The organism is Streptomyces zhihengii (assembly GCF_016919245.1).
GTDB classification, from domain to species: Bacteria; Actinomycetota; Actinomycetes; order Streptomycetales; family Streptomycetaceae; genus Streptomyces; species Streptomyces zhihengii.
Window position 1 is genome coordinate 3,628,120 of the sequence record NZ_JAFEJA010000001.1, and the last position, 15,423, is coordinate 3,643,542.

General features: G+C 72.0%; 14 protein-coding genes. 3 read left to right on the plus strand and 11 right to left on the minus strand.

The genetic code is table 11. The annotated features are described in order from the left end of the window. Positions 1–14: 14 nt before the first annotated feature. Genes mqnP through JE024_RS15175 form a run of 3 tightly spaced genes read right to left on the minus strand, consistent with a single transcriptional unit; the run spans position 15 to position 2,853 of the window. A complete protein-coding gene (mqnP, locus tag JE024_RS15165; RefSeq protein ID WP_205374089.1) occupies positions 15–938 on the minus strand; it encodes a menaquinone biosynthesis prenyltransferase MqnP in 924 nt (307 codons plus the stop codon). Further along, positions 935–1,405 carry a hypothetical protein gene (locus tag JE024_RS15170; RefSeq protein WP_205374090.1) on the minus strand — a complete coding sequence of 157 codons (471 nt, stop codon included), beginning with the start codon at positions 1,403–1,405 and terminating at the stop codon, positions 935–937. The genes mqnP and JE024_RS15170 overlap by 4 nt, the downstream gene beginning before the upstream one ends. After that, positions 1,402–2,853: a menaquinone biosynthesis decarboxylase gene (locus JE024_RS15175; protein WP_205374091.1), complete on the minus strand. Its 1,452-nt coding sequence runs from the start codon at positions 2,851–2,853 to the stop codon at positions 1,402–1,404. Before JE024_RS15175 ends, JE024_RS15170 begins: the two co-directional genes overlap by 4 nt. 86 nt (positions 2,854–2,939) lie before the next feature. On the opposite strand from JE024_RS15175, the gene JE024_RS15180 reads away from it, so the two are divergent. The 3 genes from JE024_RS15180 to JE024_RS15190 all read left to right on the plus strand — a co-directional run bounded on the left by JE024_RS15180 (position 2,940) and on the right by JE024_RS15190 (position 7,008). Next, positions 2,940–3,302, plus strand: a complete 363-nt coding sequence (locus JE024_RS15180; RefSeq protein WP_205374092.1) for a PLD nuclease N-terminal domain-containing protein — start codon at positions 2,940–2,942, stop codon at positions 3,300–3,302. A 155-nt stretch (positions 3,303–3,457) separates the two neighbouring features. Then, on the plus strand, positions 3,458–5,503 hold the full coding sequence (locus JE024_RS15185; protein ID WP_205374093.1) for a hypothetical protein: 2,046 nt from the start codon (positions 3,458–3,460) through the stop codon (positions 5,501–5,503). After that, positions 5,503–7,008, plus strand: a complete 1,506-nt coding sequence (locus JE024_RS15190) for an ABC transporter substrate-binding protein (protein WP_205374094.1) — start codon at positions 5,503–5,505, stop codon at positions 7,006–7,008. Before JE024_RS15185 ends, JE024_RS15190 begins: the two co-directional genes overlap by 1 nt. A 75-nt stretch (positions 7,009–7,083) precedes the next feature. On the opposite strand, the gene JE024_RS15195 is transcribed toward JE024_RS15190, so the two are convergent. The 8 genes from JE024_RS15195 to hemL form a co-directional block, all read right to left on the minus strand. Continuing rightward, positions 7,084–7,602, minus strand: a complete 519-nt coding sequence (locus JE024_RS15195; RefSeq protein ID WP_205374095.1) for an SRPBCC domain-containing protein — start codon at positions 7,600–7,602, stop codon at positions 7,084–7,086. A 64-nt stretch (positions 7,603–7,666) separates the two neighbouring features. Continuing rightward, positions 7,667–8,755: a c-type cytochrome biogenesis protein CcsB gene (ccsB, locus tag JE024_RS15200; protein WP_205374096.1), complete on the minus strand. Its 1,089-nt coding sequence runs from the start codon at positions 8,753–8,755 to the stop codon at positions 7,667–7,669. Further along, complete coding sequence (gene resB / locus JE024_RS15205) at positions 8,752–10,446, minus strand: cytochrome c biogenesis protein ResB (RefSeq protein ID WP_205374097.1); 1,695 nt, start codon at positions 10,444–10,446, stop codon at positions 8,752–8,754. The genes ccsB and resB overlap by 4 nt, the downstream gene beginning before the upstream one ends. A 3-nt stretch (positions 10,447–10,449) precedes the next feature. Beyond that, entirely contained in the window at positions 10,450–11,214 is a 765-nt protein-coding gene (locus tag JE024_RS15210; protein ID WP_205374098.1) for a cytochrome c biogenesis CcdA family protein, read from the minus strand. A gap of 5 nt (positions 11,215–11,219) precedes the next feature. Then, a complete protein-coding gene (locus tag JE024_RS15215; protein WP_205374099.1) occupies positions 11,220–11,819 on the minus strand; it encodes a TlpA family protein disulfide reductase in 600 nt (199 codons plus the stop codon). 68 nt (positions 11,820–11,887) lie between these two features. Then, on the minus strand, positions 11,888–13,144 hold the full coding sequence (locus JE024_RS15220) for a polysaccharide deacetylase family protein (RefSeq protein WP_205374100.1): 1,257 nt from the start codon (positions 13,142–13,144) through the stop codon (positions 11,888–11,890). A gap of 170 nt (positions 13,145–13,314) precedes the next feature. Beyond that, the gene (locus JE024_RS15225) at positions 13,315–13,995 is read right to left on the minus strand and encodes a histidine phosphatase family protein (RefSeq protein ID WP_205374101.1); all 681 of its coding nucleotides are present in this window, start codon (positions 13,993–13,995) and stop codon (positions 13,315–13,317) included. Next, entirely contained in the window at positions 13,992–15,308 is a 1,317-nt protein-coding gene (hemL, locus tag JE024_RS15230; protein ID WP_205374102.1) for a glutamate-1-semialdehyde 2,1-aminomutase, read from the minus strand. Before hemL ends, JE024_RS15225 begins: the two co-directional genes overlap by 4 nt. Positions 15,309–15,423 lie beyond the last annotated feature (115 nt).

Genomic DNA, 15,423 nt, shown 5'->3' on the forward strand with positions numbered 1-15,423 from the left:
CGGGCCGGGCTGGGTCAGACGGTCAGGCCCCGCACCACCAGATCGAGCAGCGCGCACACGAAGAGCGCGATGCCGATGAAACCGTTCACCGTGAAGAAGGCCCGGTTCAGCCGGGACAGGTCGTGCGGCCGGACGATCGAGTGCTCGTACGCGAAGGCCGCCGCCACCACGGCGAGACCGGCCCACAGGAACGCGCCCGCGTCCGTCGCCACCGCGTACCAGACGAAGAGCGCCATCGTCACGACGTGGCAGGCCCGGGCGCCGTACAGAGCCGCCGGGATGCCGAAGCGCGCCGGGACCGAGCGGACGCCGTGCGCGCGGTCCGCCTGCACGTCCTGGCAGGCGAAGATCAGGTCGAAGCCGCCGATCCACACGCCGACCGCGAGCCCGAGGATCACCGCGTCCCACGACCAGGAGCCGGTGACGGCGATCCACGCGCCGACCGGGCCCATGGCCTGGGCGAGTCCCAGGATCGCGTGCGGGTAGTCGGTGAACCGCTTCCCGTACGGATAGACCACCATCGGCACCACCGCGACCGGCGCCAGGGCCAGGCAGAGCGGATTGAGCAGCGCGGCCGCGCCGAGGAAGACCACCAGGGCGATCAGCGCGCCCGTCCACGCCGAGCGCACGGACACCGCTCCGGTGACCAGCTCCCGGGAGGCGGTGCGCGGGTTCCGGGCGTCGATCTCGCGGTCGATGATCCGGTTGCACGCCATGGCGAAGGTCCGCAGCCCGACCATGGCGACGGTGACCAGCAGCAGCTCGGCCCAGTGGACGGTGCCGTCGGCCTCGAACATCGCGGTCAGGGCGGCGATGTAGGCGAAGGGCAGCGCGAAGACCGAGTGCTCGATCATCACCAGGCGCAGGAAGGCCTTCACCTTCCCGGCCTGCCGCGGCGCGGGACCGGGGCCCACCACTCCGTCGGTGGTCGTCATCATGCGAGGCTCCCGAGGAAGGCGTCGAGGTCCGCCAGCAGCCCGTCGACGGGCAGCGGGCCGGTCTCCACCGCGACGGGCACGGCGTCGTCGCCCGGCGGGGTGATGTGCGCGGTGAACGCGTACGACCCCTCCCCGGCAGGGCGGGCGTCCAGCCGCAGCACGGCGCCGCCGTCGACCTCGAACGGTCCGGCGGCCGGCCCGGCGAGCGCGTCGCGCAGGCGCTCCGCGAAGCCGGCGGGCTCCGTGTCACGCACCCCGGGCAGCTCGAATCCGTCGCCCTCGCCGCCGCTGTCCAGCAGGACCGCCCAGGTGTCCCCGGCTCCGGCGAACTCCTCGGGCCCGACGCCCGCCTGTTCGGCGGCGCGACGGACGTCCGGGTCGGCGGGGTCGAGCGCGGGGCGCACCAGGGCCACGTAGTCGGTGTCGCCGCCGATGAACAGCGCCGGCCCCCGGACGGCGGGGCTCACAGTCCGTACTCCTTCCACCGGCTGTCGACCAGGGCGGCCGTCGCCGGGTCGGACTCGACCATCTCGGGCCACCCGCCGTCGCGCGTGTACCCCTCCTCGGGGAGCTTGCGGGTCGCGTCGATGCCCGCCTTGCCGCCCCAGAACTGCTGGTAGGAGGCGTGGTCGAGATGGTCGACGGGCCCCTCGACCACGGTGAGGTCGCGTGCGTAGTCGGTGTTGCCGAGCGCCCGCCAGGAGACCTCGTGCAGGTCGTGGACGTCGCAGTCGGCGTCGACGACCACGATCAGCTTGGTCAGCGACATCATGTGCGCGCCCCAGATCGCGTGCATCACCTTCTGGGCGTGCTTCGGGTACTTCTTGTCGATCGAGACGATCGCGCAGTTGTGGAAGCCGCCCGACTCGGGCAGGTGGTAGTCCACGATGTCCGGGACGATGATCTTGAGCAGCGGCAGGAAGAACCACTCGGTGGCCCGGCCCAGCGGCCCGTCCTCGGTCGGCGGGCGGCCCACCACGATCGACTGGAGCAGCGGCCGCCTGCGCATGGTGACGCAGTCGATCGTCAGCGCGGGGAACGGCTCCTGCGGCGTGTAGAAGCCGGTGTGGTCGCCGAACGGGCCCTCGGGGAGCATCTCGCCGGGCTCCAGCCAGCCCTCCAGCACGACCTCGGCGTTGGCCGGGACCTGGAGCGGCACGGTCTTGCAGTCGACCATCTCGATCCGCTTGCCGGCGACGAAGCCGGCGAACAGGTACTCGTCGATGTCGCCGGGCAACGGCGCGGTCGAGGCGTACGTCACGGCCGGCGGGCAGCCGAACGCGATGGCCACCGGCAGCCGCTCGCCGCGCCGTGCGGCGACCGCGTAGTGGTTGCGGCTGTCCTTGTGGATCTGCCAGTGCATGCCGATGGTGCGCCGGTCGTGGCGCTGGAGCCGGTAGAGGCCGAGGTTGCGGATGCCCGTCTCCGGGTCCTTCGTGTGGGTGAGCCCCAGGTTGAAGAACGAGCCGCCGTCCTGGGGCCAGGTGAAGAGGGCGGGCAGCGCGTCGAGATCGACGTCGTCGCCCTGGAGGACGACCTCCTGCACCGGAGCGTCCTTCACCTTCTTCGGCGGCACGTGGACCATCGAGCCCAGCTTGCCGAAGGCCTCGCGCACGCCGACGAAGCCGTGCGGCAGCTCCGGCTTGAGCAGACCGCCGATCTTGTCGCTGATGTCCGCGTAGGACTTCAGGCCGAGCGACTTCAGCAGACGGCGGTCCGTGCCGAAGACGTTCATCGCGAGGGGCATCGCCGAGCCGCGCACGTTCTCGAAGAGGAGCGCGGGGCCGCCGGCCTTGTTCACCCGGTCGACGATCTCCCCGACCTCCAGGTGCGGATCGACCTCGGCCTTGATGCGCTTGAGGTCTCCCTCGCGCTCCAGAGCCCGGAGCAGGGAGCGAAGATCGTCGTAAGCCATGCGGTCCAGTATCCGGTACGCACTACGCTGGAGCTGTCACGGGGGCCGCGGTTCGGCCCCGAGCTCTGTTGCGCAAGGGGGCGGCCATGCTTCGGGTGCTGATGGTGCTGGTGCCTCTCGGCCTGAGCATCTACGCGTTCATCGACTGCATCACCACCGACGAGAAGGATGTCCGCTACATCCCCAAGCCGCTGTGGGCGATCCTCGTGCTGCTGTTCCCGCTGGTCGGCTCGATCTCCTGGCTGATCGTCGGCAAGGACCGCGCCGCGACCGCCGGGCGGTCCTCGTCCCGGCGCGGCGGCTGGGTGGCGCCCGACGACAACCCGGAGTTCCTGAAGTCGCTGCGCGAGGAGAACGAGCGCGAGCGGCGCAAGGAGCGGGACGAGACGCCCGAGGACGCCGTGGAGGGCCCCGCCGACGGCGACGAGGGCGACAAGCCACGCCCCTGAGCGGACCGGCGGATCCCCGGCGCCGCCGGACACCGCACGTAACGGAGTGAACACGGCACTCGCCGACGGCTACGCCGCGCCGAGGGCTGGGTAATAACCTTGATCCCGTCAACCATCCGCCCGCCCGGCGCCACTTGACCGACCGGGAGTCGTCCTTGAGGGATCAACTGGCCGCGCGGAGCGGCTTACTCGCGCAGCTCGCGTCCCACCTGACCGGCACCGAGGTCGACGGACGCCGGCACCGCCCCTACTGCAAGGCGCTCCCCCCGCCCGTCGTCGCCGTCGTCGGCGGCCGGGGCACCGGCAAGACCCACGACGCGCTGCGGCTGCGGGACCTCTGCGGCACGGTGACGCCCACGGCGTACCTGGACTGCGCCGACGACACCCTGCGCACCGCCGTCGCCGAATCGCCCCGCTCCCGCTCCCTGGTGACCGAGGCCCTGCTGCGGCTCGGCGGCGCCTTCGTGCGCAGCGGCCCCCCGCGCGCCGGGGCCCTCCCGCTGACACGGCTGTTCACCGGGCTGGTGGCCGTCGCCTCCGGCGGGTGGGACGCCGGGCAGGACGAGCGCATCGCGGCCGAACTGGGCCGGCTGGAGGCCCTCTCCCCGGTGCGCGGCACCTCGGGCGAGGCGGCGCGGGACCGGGCGGCACGGCTCGTGGCGGCGTACGCGGTGATGCGGCCGCCGCAGACGCCCACCGGGGTGTCGGTGGAGGTGCTGCTGCGCGACATCCTCCCGCGCGGCGCGCGCCGGGCGGCCGACTGGTACGGCGCCTACCCGGGCGCGCAGGGCGACGCCGCCGCCGGACTGACCCTGCTCGGCGCCCACTTCCGGCACGGCGGCGACCAGCGGGTGCGGGCCGAGTACTACCTGGGGCAGGCGCTGCGCGCCGACCTGGAGGAGGCGTACCGGACGACGGGCGGCTGGCTGCTGCGCACCGGTCGGCCGCTGATGCTGCTCGACAACGCCCACGAGGAGCCGGGCGAACGGCTGGTGCGCGACTGCCTGACCTACCGCGGGCGGGGCCACCGGGACCGGGTCGTCGTCCTCGCCGCGTTCCGGCGGGAGGACCCGCCGGTCCTCACGGGCGCCTACCGGCTGCCGTCGCTGACGTCGGCGGTGGGGCTCGCGGGCGGCCGCACCGACCAGCTGTGCCGGCACGCCATGGTCGTGGTGCCCTACCCGCCGCTGCCCCCGGCCGGTCCCGAGACCTCGGACGGGCTGCTGAGCCATGTGGACCCGGACGCGATGCTGCCGCCCGGACTGCCGCGCGCGCTCTACCGCTTCACCGGCGGGCGGCCGCTGGCGATGACCCGGATGACGGACGCCATCGCCGAGCTGAACAGCCTGGCCGACGCGGCCCCCGAGGACGAGGCGGTGCGGCCCGCGCTGCCGGCGCTGACCCTGCGCTCGCTGCTGCGCTACCGGCCCGCCACCCCGCACCGGACGACCACCGGCCCGACGGTGGCGGGGGCGCTGCGCGACGCGCTGGTGCCGGGCGAGACGGGCGAGCTGCTCACCCTGGTGTCACCGGCGGCCGACGCCCACGCCGCGGGACTGCTGCTGTCGCCCGCCGCCGCCCTCACCACCACCGAGTTGCGCCACGCGCTGGACGCGGACGGCTGGCCGCGCTGCGACGAGCACTTCGTCGCCGACCACTGCCTGCGGATCGTGCTGCTGCACCAGCTCTACCACCGCGAACCGGACCACGCGTCGTGGGTCCGGGGCCATCAGCGCCTCGCGACGCACTACGCGGGCGCCTCCCCGGCCTCGCCGCACCAGTACCACCACGAGCTGTCGATCGGGCTGATCCGCAACGCCGTCGCCCATCTCCACGGCTCGCTGTACCTGATGAACACCGCGGTCTGGCTGGACAATCTGCTGCACATCGCCTCGGCGCCGGTGTTCGCCGGCATCGACGAACGGCGCAGGCTGGCCTTCACCGGCGGCCACCACGAACCGGAGCGCCGGGTGGCGCGGCTGCTGAACGCGGCCTGGCTCGCGCAGGACCGGCTGGAGCTGCCGGAGGCCCGCCTGGAGGCGGCCGCCCGCGGGGCGCTGTACGCGATGCGCGACGACGTCGCCGACGGCTCGGTGCTCACCGACGCCGCCGAGCAGTGGGCCGAGAGCATCCGATCGGGGCGCCCCCTGCGGGAGTGCGCCTGCACACGGCGGGGACGGACGAACGGGGGGAACGAGTGATGAACAATCTGACCAAGATCCTCATCGGTGCGGCGGCCGCGGTCGTCCTGCTGCTCGGCATCGTGTACGTGCCGGACGTCCTCGACCCGGACCGCACCTGCTCGGCCGGCGTCGAACGCCCCGAGGACAGCGAGGAGTGCATCGGCGTCTCCGCGACCGGCTACGACTTCGGCGTCACGGAGATACGCGAGGTCGCCCGCGCCATCGGCGCCGAGAACGAGGAGGCCGCGAAGAGCGGTGACCTGATGGTCTCCGTCGCGGTGATGATGCCGTTCTCCTCGACGGCGCCCGAGCAGCTCACCAAGATGCGCCACGAGCTCCAGGGGGTGTACCTCCAGCAGCGGCTCGCCAACCGGGCCGAGGGCCGGCCGCCGCGGATCCGGGTCCTGCTCGCCAACACCGGTGACCTCGGGCTGCACTGGGAGCGGGTGGTGCTCCAGCTCGTCGGCATGACCGGCGACCCGGTGCCGCTGCGCGCCGTGACGGGGATAGCGACCAGCAACGAGGTGAACAAGCGGGCGGTGGCGCTGCTGGCGAAGCACCGGGTGCCCATGGTGGGTTCGACGATCACCGCGGACGACATCAGCGGGATACCCGGTCTCGCCCGGGTGTCCCCCACCAACAAGGACGAGGCGCGGGCCCTCGTGGCGCACGCCAAGGCGGTCGACCGCAACGCCCTGCTGGTCTACGACACCAACGCCCGCAACAACTACGCGCGCACCCTGCGCGAGGCGTTCGACGAGCAGCTCCCCGACCAGGTCTACGACGCCCGCCCGTTCACCTCGGGCGACGAGCCCGACGACGCGGGCAACCTCGGCAACGTCTTCAACAGCATCGCCCACTACATCTGCGACACCGACGCGCACACGGTCTTCTTCGCCGGCCGGCACACCCCGCTGCGGGTCTTCGTCTCCGAACTGGGCCGGTCGGGCTGCGCCGGCCGGGGCTTCACCGTCTTCACCGGCGACGAGGCCTCGTACCTCGGCTCGGACGACAAGGTCGACCGCAAGGCGCTGGAGCCGCAGCCGGGCGGCCGGAAGCCGCGGGTGACCCTGAAGTACGCCGCCCTGGCGCACCCCGACGCCTGGGTGCCCGCGCCGGGCCGGAGCCTGCCCGCGACGGGCGGATCGGCCCCCGCGTACCGGCAGCTCGCCGACGCCCTCGCCGAGGTGCGCGGCGAGATCGGCGCCAACGTGCTGCACGACGGTCAGACGATCATCGGCTACGACGCGATGGCGACGGCGGTGCAGGGCATCCGCAGGGCGACCGGCTCGTCGGCGAAGGCCCCGTCCCTGGACGACGTGACCGCCCAGTGGCCGCACCTGACGGGCTCGCTCCGGGTGAACGGCGCCAGCGGCTGGATCTGCCTGGACACCGACGGCAATCCGCGCAACAAGGCGGTGCCGATCGTGCGGCTGGCGGAGGACGGCACCCTGCGCTTCGAGGAGTTCTCCTGGCCGGACGGGAAGGAACCCCCGGCCGACTGCGTGTACAAGAAGGGCTGACCGGGCGTCCGGCCGGGCTTGAGGCCGGCCGGGCGGTGCCCGCCGGACGACGGTGCCTGCCGGACGGGCCCTGTCTCAGGCCGCCGCGTAGGCGTCGCGCAGCCGCTGCCAGCGGTCGGGCGTCCAGGACGACCAGTCGGTGACGGGGCTGCCGTCCAGGGCCGCCGCCAGCAGGGCGAGGTGGTCGTGCCAGCCGGCCAGGCAGTCCAGCCGCACCTCGTCGTCGCACCGCAGCTCGTTCGTGAAGCGCAGCACCGTGCCGTCGCCCCGGTGCGCCTCCAGGTGGAAGCGGATCCGGCCGTGGACGGTGACGGTGTACTCGGCGACCCGCTCCGTGTCCCAGGCGGTGACGTGACCGGCCGCGAGGGTGTGCCGTCCGTCGGCGTCGGCGTTCAGCCAGCGCAGCACGACCGCGCCGCCGACCCCCGGTTCGAGGACTTCGGCGGCGCACAGCCAGGAGGGCAGCCCCTCGGGGGTGGCGACGGCGTGCCACACCCGGACCACCGGGTGCGGCAGCGGCACTTCCCAGTGCAGCACATGGGTGCCGTCGTCCCGCGTCACGGAGGTGCCCCGGGGGATCACGTCGTCGGTCATGCCCCCAGCGTCCCGCGCCCCCGCCGGGGGCGCGACCTCACGCTCCGGGGGGCGGGAGGGGCCGTCAGACGCCCGCGTAGGAGTGCAGGCTGTTCACGAACATGTTCACGCCGTAGTAGTTCCACAGGAAGCACAGGAACGCGACGAGCGCGATGTACGCGGCCTTGCGGCCCTTCCAGCCGGCGGTCGCGCGGGCGTGCAGATAGGCGGCGTAGGCGACCCAGGTGATGAAGGACCAGACCTCCTTGGCGTCCCAGCCCCAGTAGCGGCCCCACGCGTCGCCGGCCCAGATCGCGCCGGCGATGATCGTGAACGTCCACAGCGGGAAGACCGCCGCGTTGACGCGGTAGGCGAACTTGTCGAGGGTGGCCGCGGCGGGCAGCCGCTCCATGACCGAGGTGGCGAACTTCCCCGGCTGGTCGCCGCGGGCCAGCTTGGCCTCGTAGGAGTCGCGGAACAGGTACAGGATGCTGCCGACCGCGCCGAGGTAGAAGACGGCGCCGCAGAAGATGGCGGTGGAGACGTGGATCCACAGCCAGTACGAGTCGAGCGCGGGCACCAGCTGGTCGCTCTCGGTGTAGAGCACCGTGACGGCGAACCCGAGGTCCAGCAGGACGGTGGTGACCAGCGGCAGACCGGCCCAGCGGACGTTCTTCTTGGCGAGCAGCAGCGCGAGGTACACACCGACGACGACCGTCGAGAAGGTGGTGGAGAACTCGTACATGTTGCCCCACGGCGCCCGCTGCACCGAGACGGCGCGGGCGACGACGCCGGCGGCCTCCAGCAGGAACGCCAGGACCGTCAGCGACACCGCGATGCGGCCGTAGAGGTCGCCCTTCTCGGTGCCGCCGTGCGCGCCGGGGCCGTCCGGCACGTCACGGGTGCCGGCGGCGGCCCGGGTGACGACCTTCGGCTTGTCCAGCACCGTGGTGCCGCCGGCCGTGCGGACGCTGACGGCCGGGGCCGCGGCGGTGGCCGCGGCGCCCTTGGGCGCGGTCAGCGCGGCGGCCGTGCGGGCCACCTTGCTGCGGCTGCCGAAGAGCCACTCCGCCATGTGCGCGAAGAAGGCCAGCGTGTACACGGCCATCGACGAATAGATCAGGTAGTTGCTGATCTCCGCGAGGCCTTCGTTGGTTGCGGCGGCGAGAGTCACTGCTGTGCCCCTTCGGCAGGAACGTCCGGTTCTTCGGGTTCGGGCGCCGTCGGCGCCTGTGCGTTGAGGGTCAGGGCCAGGTCGGTGAGCTCCTCGGGGAGCTTCGCCGACTCGCTGCGGCCCAGGCCCGCCATCTCGACCACGGTCACGCCGTCCGCGCCGCGCACCGCCCGCACCCAGACGCGGCGGCGCCTGATGAAGAGGGAGGCCGCGAGTCCGCCGATGGCGGCGACGGCGCCGGTCAGCGCCCAGCCGGTGGCGGGCTGCCGGGTGATCTGGAAGGTCGCCCACTCCTTCACGTCCTTCTCGAACGTGATGGAGCCGGCGCCGTCCGGGAGCTGCATGGTCTCGCCGGGCAGCAGCCGCTTCTTGAGGACCTCGCCGTCGCTGCCCTTGAACTGCTTCATCTTGCGGGTGTCGAGCTGGTAGACGTTCTGCGGCAGGCCCGCGTCGACGCCGAGGCTGCCGTGGTAGCCGGTGAGCGCGAGCACCGGGAACTCCAGGCCGGGGAACTGCGAGAACATGTCGCCCTCGCCCGCGCCGGCGAAGGTCGGCACGAAGAACGCCTGGAAACCGAGCTGGTCCTTCTTGCCGTTCTTGTCCCGGTATCCGTCCATCACCTTGATGGCACCGGTGGAGGTCACGTTGTTGTCGATCGGCAGCAGCGGCACCGCGTCCCGGAAGACGAGGTCGCCCTTGCCGTTGCGCACGGTGACGACCGGCGCGTAGCCGTGGCCGTTCAGGTACACCTTGGTGCCGTCGACCTCCAGCGGCCGGTTCACCTCGACGACCTGCTTGCGGTCCGCGCTCCCGGGCGTCGACCAGGTGAGGGCCGCCTCGTAGGTGCGCGGGGTGCCGCGCTGCGGCCCGCTCCTGGCGTAGGTGCCGGTGAAGCTGTCCAGCGTGAAGGAGAACGGCGTCAGCTCGTCGGGCTCGAAGAGCGAGCCCGACTTGAAGTCGTCGTACTGGGTGAGCGTGTTGGAGAAGCCGCCGCCCTCGACGACCAGCTTGCCGCCCTCGGACTTGAAGAGCTGCCCCCAGGCGAACGCGGTCAGCATCACGATCAGCGACACGTGGAACACCAGGTTGCCCGCCTCGCGCAGGTACCCCTTCTCCGCGGCGACGGCGTCCCCGGTGCCGTGGGCGCGGAAGCGGCGGCCGCGCAGCATGGTGAGGGCGGCCTCGCGGACCTCCTCGGGCCCGGCCTCGGTGCGCCAGGTGGTGTAGGCCGGCAGCCGGTCCAGCCGGCGCGGCGCGCCCGGCGGGCGGCTGCGCAGCTGGCCGACGAACTGCCAGGAGCGCGGCACGATGCAGCCGATGAGGGAGACGAAGAGCAGGATGTAGATCGCCGAGAACCACACCGAGCTGTAGACGTCGAAGAACTGCAGCTTGTCGTAGAGCGGCGCCAGGGTCTCGTGCCGGTCCCGGAAGGCCTGCACCTTCATCTCGTCCACGCTGTTCTGCGGGATGAGGGAGCCGGGGATCGCGCCGAGGGACAGCAGGAAGAGCAGGATCAGCGCCACCCGCATCGAGGTGAGCTGGCGCCAGAACCAGCGCGCCCAGCCGATCACCCCGAGCGTGGGGCCGCCGATCGTCTGGTCCGCCGCGCCCTCCACGGGCGCGGTCGAGAGCTGCGAGGCGGCATCGCCGAGCTCGCGCTCCTCGGTGTCGTTCATGGAGGTCCTGCCCATCTCTCAGATCCCCACCGTGAAGCCGTTGGTCCAGCCCTGCATCGACTGGACCATGCTGTCCCACACACCTGTGAGCAGCAGGACGCCGGTCAGGATCATCATCACGCCGCCGATCCGCATCACCCAGGCGTAGTGCCGCTTCACCCAGTCGAACGCGCCGAGCGCCTTGCGGAAGGCCACCGCCGCGAGCACGAACGGCACCCCGAGCCCGAGACAGTACGCGACGGTCAGCAGCGCGCCCCGTCCCGCGCTCGCCTCGTTCGCCGACAGGAACGTCACGGCGGACAGCGTCGGGCCGATGCACGGCGTCCAGCCGATGCCGAACAGGGCGCCGAGCAGCGGCGCGCCGACGAGGCCGGACACCGGCCGCCGGTGGATGCGGAACTCCCGCTGGGTCAGCCAGGGCATCAGGCCCATGAAGAAGACGCCCAGCAGGATCATCAGCACGCCGAGGACCCGGGAGAGGATCTCCCGCTGGCCCTGGAGGGTGGAGCCGAAGTAGCCGAAGAGCGCGCCGCCCGACACGAACACGGCGGTGAAGCCGAGCACGAACAGCGAGGCGCCGGCGACCATCCGGCCCCGGCGCGCCTGGGCGAGGTCGCTGCCGGTGACGCCCGTCACATAGGACAGGTAGCCGGGCACGAGGGGCAGGACGCACGGCGAGAAGAACGAGACCAGGCCCGCGAGCACCGCGATGGGCAGCGCGAGGAGCAGTGCGCCGCCGAGGACCGTCTCGTTCACCCCCTGCGAGGCGGCGAGGAGTTCCACGCCGATCACTTCTCCGCGATCAGCGGGTCGATCATCTTGCGGAGTTCCTCGTCGTCCAGGGCGCGCAGGGCGCGGGCCGCGATCTTCCCCTCACGGTCGAGGACGATCGTCGAGGGGATGGCCTGCGGGTTGAGGCTGCCCTTGGGGAAACCGTTGACGATCAGCTTGCCGATCGGGTCGTACAGGCTCGGGTACTCGACGCCGTAGTCCTTCTCGAAGGCGATCGCCGGTCCCTTGTCGGTGTCCCGGGTGTTGATGCCGACGAACTCGACGCCGTCCGCCTTGGTCTCCTTGGCGACCTTCGCGAAATAGGGCGCCTCGGAACGGCAGGGCGGGCACCACGAGCCCCAGACGTTCATCACGACGACCTTGCCCTTGAGGTCGGCGATGTCGAGCTGCTCGCCCTCCAGGGTCTCGCCCTTGAGCTGGTGGGGCGCCTGCCGTTCGCCCTTGGCGACGGTGGCGATGCCGCCGGAGCCGGCGACGAAGTTGGTGTCCCCTCCGCCGCCGGACTTTCCGCCGTCGCCGCAGGCCGACAGGGTGAGCGCGCCCGCGGCGACCAGTGCGGTCAGCAGGGCGGCGCGGGAGGCACGGCTGAAGCTCATGTGAAAAGTTTCGCATGGCGCGCGGGGCGATCTTCCGCACCCCCCTGGGTGCCCGTTAGGACCCGTTGTCAAGAAGCCCTAAGGAATGTGTTCCATCCTCCGGCGGGGGCCTGGCCGACCTCCAGTGTGCGGAGTTTCGCGAGGATCGCGGGATCCTGCACGTCGAGCCAGTCGCAGAACTGACGGAAGGACACCAGCCGTACGTCCTTCTTGCCGGCCATGCCCTTCAGCGCCTCCTCGACGGCGTCCATGTAGATACCGCCGTTCCACTGCTCGAAGTGGTTGCCGATGAAGAGCGGGGCGCGATTCGACTCGTAGGCACGGCTGAACCCGGTCAGATAGGCGTCCCTGGCCTGCGTCTTCCATCCCGGAAAGCGCGCGGGCACACCCTGGGTCGAATTGCCCGACTGATTGGCGAGCATGTTGTAGTCCATCGACAGCACCTCGAAGGACCGGCCGGGGAAGGGCACCTGCTGGAGCGGCAGGTCCCACAGGCCCCCCAGCCGCTCCGGCCACACCTGGCGGCCGCCGGGCGAGGAGGCGTCGTACCGCCAGCCGAGCCGCTCGGCGGCGGGCAGCAGCGCGTCCTGCCCGAGAAGGCAGGGGGTGCGGGCGCCGACGAGTTCCCTGCGGTAGTCGAAAGGCAGCGGATCGATGTCCGTCCAGCCGCTGTTGGTGCGCCATTCGGTGACGAACTTCACAGCCTGGTCGATCTCGCTGCGCCAGTCGGCCGCCGACCACTTCCCCACCGATCCCGAACCGGCGCAGAAATGGCCGTTGAAGTGGGTGCCTATCTCATGGCCGTCGAGCCATGCGCGGCGTATGTGGGTCAGCGTCTCCTTGATGTGGTCATCGGTCAGATATCCGATGTCCGAAGCGCCGATGCCGTTGTTCGGAGGACGGTAGAGCGATTTCTTCGACTCCGGCAGCAGATATATCCCGGAGAGGAAGAAGGTCATCGCCGCGCCGTGATTCCTGGCGAGTTCGAGAAAGCGCGGGAAGAGGCCGTTGCCGACCTCGCCCGCACCGTCCCAGGAGAAGACCACGAATTGCGGGGGCGTCTGGCCCGGTTCGAGCGGGACGGGTTTCGGGGGCTGGTGCGGCTGGCGGCCGGTGTCGGCCGTGGAGCCGTCCCCGATGGGCCGCCCCGTCGAAGGCGACGGCGAGGGCTTCGGCGTACCGCTCGGGGTGGCGCCCCGGCCCGTTCCCGGCCCTCCGGCGCCGTCCGGCGCGGTACCGGTACCGCTGCCGCAGCCGGCCGCCGTGATCGCCGCGGCGGCGCCGAGTCCCGCGCCCAGAAGTCCCCTTCGGGTGATGTCGCGCATCTCTCCCCCATTCGTGCATTCACGGCTCCCCCGGTCATGGGGAGCCCTTGCGAACCGGCACAGGGTGAGATGCGGACCGGCACCAACGGGTTCCGGAAAAGGTGGCCGGATTTCCCCGGCGGCCTCCTGCCGCCGGGGGACCGGCCGTGCGACGTGCGGGGCCGAAGGGCCTATGCGCCGAATGCCTTCGACTTCCCCTTCACCGGCTTCGCACCGGCGAGGAGATGCGCGGGGACGAGGTCACGGGCGGGCTCGGAGTACCCGACCGAAACGATCCGGTCGCCCTGATAGGTGAACGTCGTCAGCGAGGCCAGCGTGCACTGCCGGCGCCGCGGGTCGTGCCACAGCCGGCGCTTCTCCACGAAGCTGCGCACGATCCAGATCGGGAGCTGGTGGCTGACGCACACGGCCTCGTGGCCGCGCGCCGCGTCCTTCGCCGCGTCGAGCGCCCCCATCATCCGCACGACCTGCTCGATGTACGGCTCGCCCCAGGAGGGACGGAACGGGTTCGTCAGGTGCTTCCAGTTCTCCGGCCGGCGCAGCGCGCCGTCGCCGACGCCGAACGTCTTGCCCTCGAAGACGTTGCCCGCCTCGATCAGCCGCTCGTCGGTGGCGAGGGTCAGCCCGTGGGTCTTGGCCACCGGCTGGGCCGTCTCCTGCGCCCGCTCCAGCGGTGACGCCACGACATGGGTGACGTCCCGCGCCGCGAGGTGCTCGGCGACCCGGTCGGCCATCCGCCGCCCGAGCTCGGAGAGGTGGTAGCCCTCCCGGCGCCCGTAGAGCACGCCGTCCGGGTTGTGCACCTCGCCGTGGCGCATCAGGTGCACGACGGTGATGTCGCCGGCGCTCATGCGGTGGCCTCCGCCGCTGCCCGGGCCGCCGCGGGCAGCGCGGCGGCGATCCGCTCCACGGCCCGCGCGTCGTGGGCGGTGGACACGAACCACGACTCGAAGGCGGACGGCGGCAGGTAGACCCCGTCGGCGAGCATCGAGTGGAAGAACGCGTTGAAGCGGAACGCCTCCTGGCGCTTGGCGTCCTCGTAGTCGCGCACCTCGTCGGCGGTGAAGAACACCGAGAACATGTTGCTCGCCGACTGGACCCGGTGCGCCACGCCCTCCTTGGCGAGGGCGCCGGTCACCAGGGAGCGGATCTCCTCGGAGACGGCGTTCACCGCGGTGTAGGCGGCGTCGTCGAGGAGCCGGAGCTGGGCGAGGCCCGCAGCGGTCGCGACCGGGTTCCCGGAGAGCGTGCCCGCCTGGTAGACGGGGCCGGCGGGGGCGAGGTGGCCCATCACGTCGGCACGGCCGCCGAAGGCCGCGGCCGGGAAGCCGCCGCCCATCACCTTGCCGAAGGTCATCAGGTCGGGCACCACGCCGTCGACGCCGAACCAGCCCGCCTTCGACGTACGGAAGCCGGTCATCACCTCGTCCGAGATGTACAGCGCGCCGTCGCCGGCGCACAGGTCCTTCAGACCCTGGTTGAAGCCCGGCAGCGGCGGGACGACGCCCATGTTGCCGGGCGACGCCTCGGTGATCACACAGGCGATCTCGCCGGGGTGCGCGGCGAAGGCGGCCCGCACGGCCTCCAGGTCGTTGTACGGCAGCACGATCGTGTCGCCGGCCTGGGCCCCGGTGACCCCGGGCGTGTCCGGCAGCGCGAAGGTGGCGAGCCCGGACCCGGCGGCGGCCAGCAGCGCGTCCACGTGGCCGTGGTAGCAGCCGGCGAACTTGATCACCTTGGCGCGGCCGGTGAATCCGCGGGCCAGCCGGATCGCGGACATCGTCGCCTCGGTGCCGCTGGAGACCAGCCGCACCTGCTCGACGGGGGCGACCCGGGCCACGATCTCCTCGGCGAGCGCGACCTCGCCCTCGCCCGGCGTGCCGAAGGAGGTGCCGCGGGCCACGGCGGCCTGCACCGCCGCGACGACCTCGGGGTGGGAGTGCCCGAGGATCATCGGCCCCCACGAACAGACCAGGTCGACGTACTCACGGCCGTCGGCGTCGGTCAGGTACGGGCCGGTGCCGGACACCATGAACCGGGGCGTACCGCCCACGGCGCGGAAGGCACGGACGGGAGAGTTCACGCCGCCGGGCGTCACGAGGGACGCGCGGTCGAAAAGCGTCTGCGAAACTGGGGCGTCATAGGGAAAGCTCACGGAAACCATGGTCTCAGAGGCCCGGGCGATCTTGCGGACAGGTGTTTCACCGCACGTTCGTGGGGGAGGTCACTGTCACGATGATCTGGTTGCGCGGCGGGGGCTGCGAGTGGTCGGGTGGAGA

Bases quoted from the DNA above. Each gene is read 5' to 3' on its own strand.
- JE024_RS15220 (WP_205374100.1), bottom strand. From the start codon at position 13,144: ATGCGCGACATCACCCGAAGGGGACTTCTGGGCGCGGGACTCGGCGCC.
- JE024_RS15215 (WP_205374099.1), bottom strand. From the start codon at position 11,819: ATGAGCTTCAGCCGTGCCTCCCGCGCCGCCCTGCTGACCGCACTGGTC.
- mqnP (WP_205374089.1), bottom strand. From the start codon at position 938: ATGATGACGACCACCGACGGAGTGGTGGGCCCCGGTCCCGCGCCGCGG.
- JE024_RS15190 (WP_205374094.1), top strand. From the start codon at position 5,503: ATGAACAATCTGACCAAGATCCTCATCGGTGCGGCGGCCGCGGTCGTC.
- JE024_RS15225 (WP_205374101.1), bottom strand. From the start codon at position 13,995: ATGAGCGCCGGCGACATCACCGTCGTGCACCTGATGCGCCACGGCGAG.
- JE024_RS15195 (WP_205374095.1), bottom strand. From the start codon at position 7,602: ATGACCGACGACGTGATCCCCCGGGGCACCTCCGTGACGCGGGACGAC.
- hemL (WP_205374102.1), bottom strand. From the start codon at position 15,308: ATGGTTTCCGTGAGCTTTCCCTATGACGCCCCAGTTTCGCAGACGCTT.
- JE024_RS15175 (WP_205374091.1), bottom strand. From the start codon at position 2,853: ATGGCTTACGACGATCTTCGCTCCCTGCTCCGGGCTCTGGAGCGCGAG.
- resB (WP_205374097.1), bottom strand. From the start codon at position 10,446: ATGGGCAGGACCTCCATGAACGACACCGAGGAGCGCGAGCTCGGCGAT.
- JE024_RS15180 (WP_205374092.1), top strand. From the start codon at position 2,940: ATGCTTCGGGTGCTGATGGTGCTGGTGCCTCTCGGCCTGAGCATCTAC.